A 7,607-nucleotide genomic window follows, 5' to 3' on the forward strand; every position below is an offset into this window, starting at 1 on the left:
GGCGGCACGCGATGACCAACGCGATCCTGCGACAGGACGAGATCGAGGGTTGGCGCGGAGAGATCCGGGACAGCGAGGTCGTCAAGACCCACGAGGAAGCGCTCGAGGAGGAGCAGCAGGCCCAGGAGGCCGACGGCGGCCGCCCGGACGACGAGACGCGTGAGCAGCCGTCGGACGAGTCCGCCGAGGTCGACGCAGCGGACGCCGACGAGGACGAGGGTCTCGACGACGAGGCCGACGAGGCCGACGAGTTCGACGAGGCCGACGAGGACACCGAGGAGGGCGCGGACGACGAGTACGAGGACTACGAGGACGAGGACGAGTCCGCCGACGCCGAGCCCGACGAGGAGTACGACGAGACGGCCGAGGCCGACGGTGACCGGGACGACGAGGAGCCCGAACCGGACGAGTCGTCCTCCGATGGACGGTCTCGCCGCCGCGAGCCCGTCGGCGCCCGTTCGCGACGGGGGCGGTGAGCCATGACGGTTGCGACATCATCAAGGCAAGGCGGCGGCGGGTACGTCGAGCGGTCGGGAGGTGGCGGCGGCGGACCCAGTGGGCTCGCCGACGTCATCGAGCTCATCCTCGACAAGGGACTCGTGATCGACATCTTCGTCCGGGTGTCACTCGTCGGGATCGAGCTCGTGACGATCGATGCCCGGATCGTGGTGGCCAGTGTGGACACCTTCCTGAGGTTCGCCGAGGCGACGAACCGTCTCGACCTCTACGGCAAGGAGAAGCGCGGCAAGGACCTTCCCGGGCTCGTCCAGGGGATCACCGAGGGCGGCGCCAAGGGCAAGATCGGCGGCGTCCTCGAAGGGGCCGTCGACAAGGTGGAGGAGATGCTCAAAGGGAGAGAGGAACCGGAACCGGAGGAGGCTCCTCGTCGACGACCACGGCAGCGCCCGCGGGAGCGTGAGGAATGAACCCCATGTACGTCTACGGCATCGTCTCGTCGGGGGCCCGGATCCCCCCGGGTCTGAAAGGGCTCGGCCCGTCCGGCATCGTGTCCACCGTCGAGCACAAGAAGATCGCGGCCATCGTGGGCGACGTTCCCACCGATCGACCGTTGGGACTGCGGGACGATCTCCTGGCTCACGAGAACGTGGTGGACAGTGTCGCCGCGGTGACGTCCGTCCTGCCGATGCGGTTTCCGGCGGTGGTCGAGGAGCACGGCGTCGTGGAGGAGCTGCTGGCGCCGAACCACGCCCACTTCCAGGACGTCCTCGCCGCTCTGGAGGGCCGGGTGCAGTTCTCGCTCAAGGGCCGCTTCGAACAGGACGTGGTGTTGCGCGAGGTCGTCGAAGCCGACGAGGACATCCGGGCGCTGCAGCAGCGCGTGCGTGAGCTGCCCGAGGATGCCTCCTACTACGACAGGGTCAGGCTCGGTGAGCTGATCGTCGGTGCGTTGGAGCAACGACGTGACATCGAGGCCGAGAAGATGTACGAGCGGTTGGAACCTGTCGTCGCCGACACGGCGGCCCACCCACCGACGAGCCCCGAGGAAGTGATCAACGGTGCTTTCCTGGTGGAACGGGACGATCGCCGGAGATTCGAGGAGGCCGTTGAGGACCTGGGTCGCGAGGGAGTCGGTCGGCTGCGACTGCGGCTGCTCGGCCCGCTGGCCCCGTACGACTTCGTCTCGTAGGAAGATTTGACCGACATGGGATTGCTGAGGGGAATTCTGGGACTCCCGATCGCTCCGGTGCGGGGCGTTGTGTGGCTGGCTGAGCAGATCAAGGAACAAGCTGAGGAGCAGTACTACGACCCCGCCCGGATTCGGGCCCAGCTCGAGCAGATCGACGAGTCGCGCCGCAGTGGTGAGATGACCGAGGACGAGTGCGCCGAGCTCGAGAACGACCTGTTGCAGCGCCTGATGTCTCGGCGGAGGGGCTAGCAGCAGCAAGGGATGGAGCACCCCGTGGACCCGTCGCAAGAACGGCCTCGCCGCGCACGGCGGGCCCGCGACCCCGACGCATCGACGACACGAACGCGGCGGACGCAGAGCGAGGACCGTGGGCCCGGTGGGACTTCGAGGCGCGCCGAGCCCGCGGACGACACCGACGCCGCGGCAGTCGACAACACGAAGGCTTCGAACGACACGGGGACGAGGCGACGTCCGAAGCCGACCGATGACGACGGGCGGGACGAGTGTGACCCGGGAGTGCGAAGGCACCGACGCGAGTCCCTGCCGGCGGGTGTCGCCGCGCGCCGGGCGGCTGTGGAGGTCGCCGAGCTCACGGGGCACCAGCCGGAGGCCGTGATCTCCCTCGAGCGGTCTGACGGCGAGTGGAAGGTGGGTGTCGAAGTCGTGGAGACGCACCGCATCCCGGATTCGGCCGACATCCTGGCCATCTACGAGGTGTGCCTCTCGTCGGAGGGTGAGCTGATCTCCTATCGCCGGACCCGGCGGTACGCGCGTGGGCAGCTTCTCGGGGAGGGCCGATGACAACGGGCGGGTTCCCGGTCTCAGGGCGCGCGCGTCAGCCGGACCACCGCCAGGAGACGACGAACCTCGCCGACATCCTCGAGCGCGTCCTGGACAAGGGAATCGTGATCGCCGGAGACATCCGGGTGAACCTGCTCGACATCGAGCTCCTCACCATCAAGATCCGGTTGCTCATCGCGTCGGTCGACAAGGCACGGGAGATGGGCATCGACTGGTGGGAGCACGATCCGACCCTCAGCTCCGGCCAGCGCGACGTCGCCGAGGAGAACCGCATCCTGCGCGAGCGGATCGGAGAGTTGGAGGCAGCCCGGACGGCCGGCGGCGACGGGGTCGCCGCCAAGCGCCCGGCCGCCCGGCGGCGGCGTGACGGAGGCGACGATGAGTGATCATGCCGTCTACCTCTACGCGGTGAGCGATCTGGCCCTCACCGCAGCGGACGGCGTCTCCGCGCTCCGCGGTGTGGACGGGTCGACGGTCCGGATCATCGCCGACGCCGGCCTCGTCGCCGTCGTCAGTTCGGTGGCACCCGGCCACTACGACGAGGAGTCGCTGCGTCAGAGCCTCCAGGACCTGGGGTGGCTGGAGGAGACGGCACGCGCACACGACACGGTGGTGGCGAGTCTGGCGCGGACACACACCATCGCGCCCGTCCGCATGGCCACCGTCTACCGCAGCGACGACAACGTTCGAACGCTCCTGCGCGAGCGGTCCGCCGTGTTCGGCGCGGCGCTCGACCGCGTCCGCGGGCGCGCCGAGTGGGGCGTCAAGGGGTTCGCCACGCGGCGGCCCGACGCGCAGCCGCCTGCTGTCTCGGGGGCAGGACCAGGGACGGCGTACCTGATGCGACGACGCGCGCAGCGTGATCAAGCCGCCACGACCCGGGAGAGATCCCTGGATGCCGCGGAGTCGGTGCACCGCAGGATCGCCGGGATCGCCGTCGCGAGCCGCCGCTACCCGCCGCAGGACCCGCGACTGACCGGCCACAGCGACGAGATGGTGCTGAACGCCGCGTACCTGGTGGACGACGCGACGACGGAAGCGCTGGAGCGGGAGGTGAGCCGGATGAGCTGCTCGGATCTGCGGCTCGAGCTGACCGGCCCGTGGGCGCCGTACTCGTTCGCGACATCGGATGAGGCGTGACCGTCACCCCCGCGGGCGACCGCGTCGCGCTGGTCGATCTGCTGGATCGCCTCCTCGCCGGAGGCGTCGTGATCACCGGTGACATCACCATCTCGCTCGCCGACGTCGACCTCGTGCACATCTCGCTGCGAGCCTTGATCAGTTCGGTCCAGACCCTGGTGGAACCATGAGTGGACTGCCGAAGCGGGTGGAGATGGACCCGGACGAGATCGGACGCGACCTCGGCAAGCTCGTGCTCACCATCATCGAGCTGGTGCGTCAGCTCATGGAACGTCAGGCGATCCGCCGGGTCGAGGAGGGGAACCTTCCCGACGACACCGTCGAGCGGCTCGGTCTCGGCCTGATGCGCCTGGAGGAGGCGATGACCGATCTCCGCGACTACTTCGGGCTGCGGCCCGAGGATCTGAACCTCGACCTCGGCCCGCTCGGTGACCTGTTGCCCCGCATCGACTGACGGCCCGGTCCGGGCTCGGGGCCCGTGGCGGCGGCGAACCGGCGCGACCCGTGTCCGACCCGGTGTCCCACCTCGTCGCCCTTCATCCGTCGCGGAGCAGGAGGTCGAGTCTGCGGGAGTACGCCTCCCGTGCGCGTCTCCTGGTCCTCAGGACGCGAAGGCCGAGCGATGTCAGTGAGTAGTGGAGGACGCCACCCTGCCGGTCGGCCTGAACGAGACGTTCCCTGGCAAGCCGGTGGAGCTCACGGTGGGCGCTCCCCGTGGGCAGCATGAACGTCTCTGCACCGGCGCCGGCGATCCGGGCCAGGAGTTGTCGCCCGGTCGCCGGCCCTGCGCTCGTCGCGGCGAGCAGGAGCAGGTCGATGTGCTCGCGATCGCGAACCCGGACGACAAGGTGTGACCGCCGAGGTGGGTGAGTCATCTCGGTATGTCCGTTCCCCGGTTTCTCTGCGGGCGGCTCGTAGGCCCGGGCGTCGGTTCCGTCGGCCACCGGAACCCGCTGGGTACGGCGTACCAGCAGACCGCGCAGCGATGATGCGGCCGCGCCGCCGAAGGTGCTCGAGAGATCGGTGGGAGCGGCGCCGTTTCGCCGGTCGTCGGCAGGAGAAGCAGTCATCGCGATCGTGGCCTTCTTCCGGCTCTGCCGGCGGTTTCGAGGCGTTCGGTCTCCTCCGCCGACTGCAGGGCGGCGAGCACTTCCACACCCAGGTCGCGATAGTCGCCGGCGACACTCGCGGCCGTGGGCGAGACCCGCGGTGCTCGGATGTCCGATCGCAGCGCTTCCCACCACGCAGGCTGGGCGGCCACCTCGATCTCGAGTTCGTGCGCCAGTTTGCCGAGCCGGCGCGCGTCCTGAGCCGTGCGTTCCGCATGCCGGATGGTCGTCTGGAAGCGGGGTGAGTTGCCGCCGAAGGCTTCGTCTATCGCTGTCCGTGCTTCGCCGTGGATCGCTCGTGAGCGCGTACCGGTGGCGAACAGCACGACCCCGAGCAGTCCCAGGCGAGGGTTGATCTCGCGCGCCAGGCTGAACCGCTCCGCGACCAGGGCCATGCCCACGAGGCCGCCGACATCCGACTTCGTCGGCATCAGCACCCAGCGCGCAGCGGCGAGCGCGAGGTCGGACAAGATGGTCGATTCCGGGGGACAATCGATGAATACGACCTCATAGTCTGACGCTATGGGGGCGAGTACGTCGCCGAGTGCCCGAAATGCCGTGCGGCCATGATGCTGAACGCGCGAGATCATGATCGGAGTCAGGTCTTCCAGCCGTCCGCCTCCGCAGACGACGTCCAACTGGGGGCGCACGTCCAGGGCCGGCGTCAATGGGGTGCCGGCTAGGAAACTGTTCAGCAGGCCTGCGCCCTGGTCGTCGAAAGTGGCGTTGCGGTAGCCCAGATCGTCGGCCAGATTCGCCTGTCTGTTGAGGTCGATGAGCAGGCTGCGGTAGTCGGCTCCGGCAAACTGACCCGCGAGGTTGGCTGCCAAGGATGTCTTGCCGACGCCACCCTTGTCGTTGACGATGGCGATGACGCGGCCCAGCGCATAATCACGCTCGCGGTCCTTCTTGCGCTTGGCCACGTCAACCTCCGCAACGGCCGTCAGGGAACGGACGCCACAGCGCCCGCGGTGATGTGCTCACGGCATCACCGAGGTACCCCGCCACAGGGATCGCCACGCCTGCGGGTCCGGTTGGGCTCCGAAAGGCGCACGACCGGCGACCGAACGGGCGAGCAGCCGGGTGGGGCGTTTCCGCTGACCGGACGCGTGCGCGCGACGGCGCGATGTCGGACGTTCGAACCAACGGCCGTCAGGCGAGCGGTTCGAGCTGGAGGACGAGAATGATGCTCTCGCCGGAGATCGACCAGCGCCGTCGCACGATCTTGAACGTTCCGATCGTCGGCCCCTCGATCTCGTCGCCTTCCATGAACTCGATGTCGGAATACAGGGGCATCTCGACCACCACCCGGTTGGTCGACAGGTCGTACAGCTGGATCAACTTGGGGATTTCGGCGCTCATGAAGTGGTGGCGTGAGGTGGCGGCGATGCAGGAATCGATGAAGTTTGTTCGCAGGGCATCGGGTCAGTCTGGCAGGTCCTCCGGTAGGTGCTGCCCGGACAGCGCCGCGCTAGTGCAAATGGACGCCGATGATGTCTCACTCGGGGGAGCCTGAGGAAACCACCGGAAGAAGTGGCATGGGGCGCCGCCACAGCGGGTATCCCGAGTGCGCCGAGCCATCGAAGGAGGAGCGCGATGGTGACCTTGGATGAGATCCGGGCTGCGTTCGTGGAGTTCCTGCTGGAGAAGATCAGCGAGGACCCCTACCCGAGTCGAGAGCACCTCGAGTTCGTCGAGAGGTCGCTCCCGCCCGATATGGTCCCCGACTACGTGCAGGTGTTGCTCGACAAAGCCCGCCAGGATCGCTTTCCCAGCAATGAGATTCTCCGCCGGGTCGAGCGCATCGTGGACTGCTGAGGATCATCCCGATCCTCGCGGGTACGGCGCGGAGCACGGCGGTTGCAGAGCGACCGACTCGTAGCCCGAGACCGGCCCGGGTCGGGTTCATCGGGCCCCAAGGGTGCGCCCGTCCCGGGGGCGGTGACGTGGTGGGCTCGGACGGCGCTGGAGTCCGTCAGCAACCACGGCTCCGGCACCTCGCGGTCCCACCGCGGTCCGAGCGTCTCAGCTACGGCGCGGGAACGTCGACGCCACCGGTCCTCTCACTCCGACCTGGTGCCGGGGTTCTCTCCCGACCCGGTACCGGGGTTCCGCTTCGCGCGGCAGCGCGGCCGTCGGCGCCGGCGGTGCGGCCGTGCGGTCGTCGGCGGTGCAGCAAACGGAGCCACTTCTCGATAGGGGCGCGGCCACAGATTGAACCCGAGGACCTCCGGGGATCCCTTGTCGTATGAGCGAACAGGAGAGAAGGAGATGACCAGATCATCGCGTGGAGCCGGTTCGGCAACGTCGACCGATGAACTCAGGGACGCGCTGGTCGCGTTCAGCGACGAGGTGTTCGAGGCGATGCAGCGTCTGCTGCAGGCCCAACACGACCTGACCCACGCCGTGCTGGGCGGCACCGGGAGGGACGCGGGCGACCAGCCTGCCGCACAGGATGACGGCGAGGAGGCGGAATCTTCGTACGCCGAGGACTCGGAGGGCGAAGCCGAGGACGAGACCGGCGACCTCGGGGACGAGGGCGCCTACGACGAGGACGCCTACGACGAGGACATCGAGGAGGAACCCGTCTCGGACGAGGACGAGCAGGGCGAGGCTGCGGACGATCTCGAGGACGAGGACGAGCAGGGCGAGGCTGCGGACGATCTCGAGGACGAGGACGCCGTCTCGGACGAGGACGACACCGTGGATGACGTCGAGGACCAGGACGTCGGCGAGGACGCGGACGAACCGGACGGGCCGGCGGAGGAGGGCGAGCGGTCGGACGAGGCCGACGACGTCACTGCCGACGAGGATGAGCCGGACGAGACCGAGGCCGACGAGGCCCCCGAGCCGCCCGCCCCTGCGTCGTCCCGCCGACGTTCGCGTGCTGCCGAGCCGGCCACGAGGAC

The 7,607-nt window shown here is 68.8% G+C and carries 12 protein-coding genes and 2 pseudogenes; 12 read left to right on the top strand and 2 right to left on the bottom strand.

Translation table 11 applies throughout. The features are described 5' to 3' along the window. The 10 genes and pseudogenes from JWR81_RS00530 to JWR81_RS00575 all read left to right on the top strand — a co-directional run. Positions 1-476: pseudogene (locus tag JWR81_RS00530) on the top strand (cyclase); the annotation flags it as partial. Positions 477-479: 3 nt separating this feature from the next. Beyond that, positions 480-926 (top strand): gas vesicle protein GvpJ, encoded by a 447-nt coding sequence (gvpJ, locus tag JWR81_RS00535; protein WP_297645230.1) that lies wholly within the window; start codon positions 480-482, stop codon positions 924-926. Continuing rightward, a complete protein-coding gene (locus tag JWR81_RS00540) occupies positions 923-1,648 on the top strand; it encodes a GvpL/GvpF family gas vesicle protein (RefSeq protein WP_297645233.1) in 726 nt (241 codons plus the stop codon). Before gvpJ ends, JWR81_RS00540 begins: the two co-directional genes overlap by 4 nt. Positions 1,649-1,663: 15 nt before the next feature. Continuing rightward, on the top strand, positions 1,664-1,897 hold the full coding sequence (locus tag JWR81_RS00545; protein ID WP_297645236.1) for a gas vesicle protein GvpG: 234 nt from the start codon (positions 1,664-1,666) through the stop codon (positions 1,895-1,897). A 267-nt stretch (positions 1,898-2,164) separates the two neighbouring features. Beyond that, positions 2,165-2,449, top strand: coding sequence for a gas vesicle protein GvpO (gvpO, locus tag JWR81_RS00550; protein ID WP_297645238.1), 285 nt, complete (start codon positions 2,165-2,167; stop codon positions 2,447-2,449). Next, complete coding sequence (locus JWR81_RS00555) at positions 2,446-2,835, top strand: gas vesicle protein (protein ID WP_297645241.1); 390 nt, start codon at positions 2,446-2,448, stop codon at positions 2,833-2,835. The genes gvpO and JWR81_RS00555 overlap by 4 nt, the downstream gene beginning before the upstream one ends. Then, positions 2,828-3,589, top strand: a complete 762-nt coding sequence (locus JWR81_RS00560; protein WP_297645245.1) for a GvpL/GvpF family gas vesicle protein — start codon at positions 2,828-2,830, stop codon at positions 3,587-3,589. The genes JWR81_RS00555 and JWR81_RS00560 overlap by 8 nt, the downstream gene beginning before the upstream one ends. Beyond that, entirely contained in the window at positions 3,586-3,759 is a 174-nt protein-coding gene (locus JWR81_RS00565; RefSeq protein ID WP_297645248.1) for a gas vesicle protein, read from the top strand. Before JWR81_RS00560 ends, JWR81_RS00565 begins: the two co-directional genes overlap by 4 nt. Then, positions 3,756-4,043 (top strand): gas vesicle protein K, encoded by a 288-nt coding sequence (locus tag JWR81_RS00570; protein WP_297645250.1) that lies wholly within the window; start codon positions 3,756-3,758, stop codon positions 4,041-4,043. The genes JWR81_RS00565 and JWR81_RS00570 overlap by 4 nt, the downstream gene beginning before the upstream one ends. A 181-nt stretch (positions 4,044-4,224) precedes the next feature. Continuing rightward, positions 4,225-4,443 (top strand): hypothetical protein, encoded by a 219-nt coding sequence (locus JWR81_RS00575; protein WP_297645253.1) that lies wholly within the window; start codon positions 4,225-4,227, stop codon positions 4,441-4,443. A 212-nt stretch (positions 4,444-4,655) separates the two neighbouring features. On the opposite strand, the gene JWR81_RS00580 is transcribed toward JWR81_RS00575, so the two are convergent. Beyond that, positions 4,656-5,621 carry a ParA family protein gene (locus JWR81_RS00580; protein ID WP_297645256.1) on the bottom strand — a complete coding sequence of 322 codons (966 nt, stop codon included), beginning with the start codon at positions 5,619-5,621 and terminating at the stop codon, positions 4,656-4,658. Positions 5,622-5,850: 229 nt separating this feature from the next. Beyond that, positions 5,851-6,060: a hypothetical protein gene (locus tag JWR81_RS00585; protein WP_297645259.1), complete on the bottom strand. Its 210-nt coding sequence runs from the start codon at positions 6,058-6,060 to the stop codon at positions 5,851-5,853. 234 nt (positions 6,061-6,294) lie between these two features. Between JWR81_RS00585 and JWR81_RS00590 the strand changes: the two genes are divergently transcribed. Further along, positions 6,295-6,516, top strand: coding sequence for a hypothetical protein (locus JWR81_RS00590; RefSeq protein ID WP_297645262.1), 222 nt, complete (start codon positions 6,295-6,297; stop codon positions 6,514-6,516). 453 nt (positions 6,517-6,969) lie between these two features. Next, positions 6,970-7,607 (top strand): annotated as a pseudogene (locus tag JWR81_RS00595) (hypothetical protein); the annotation flags it as partial.

This window comes from Pseudonocardia sp. (assembly GCF_025965585.1).
Taxonomy (GTDB): Bacteria; Actinomycetota; Actinomycetes; order Mycobacteriales; family Pseudonocardiaceae; genus Pseudonocardia.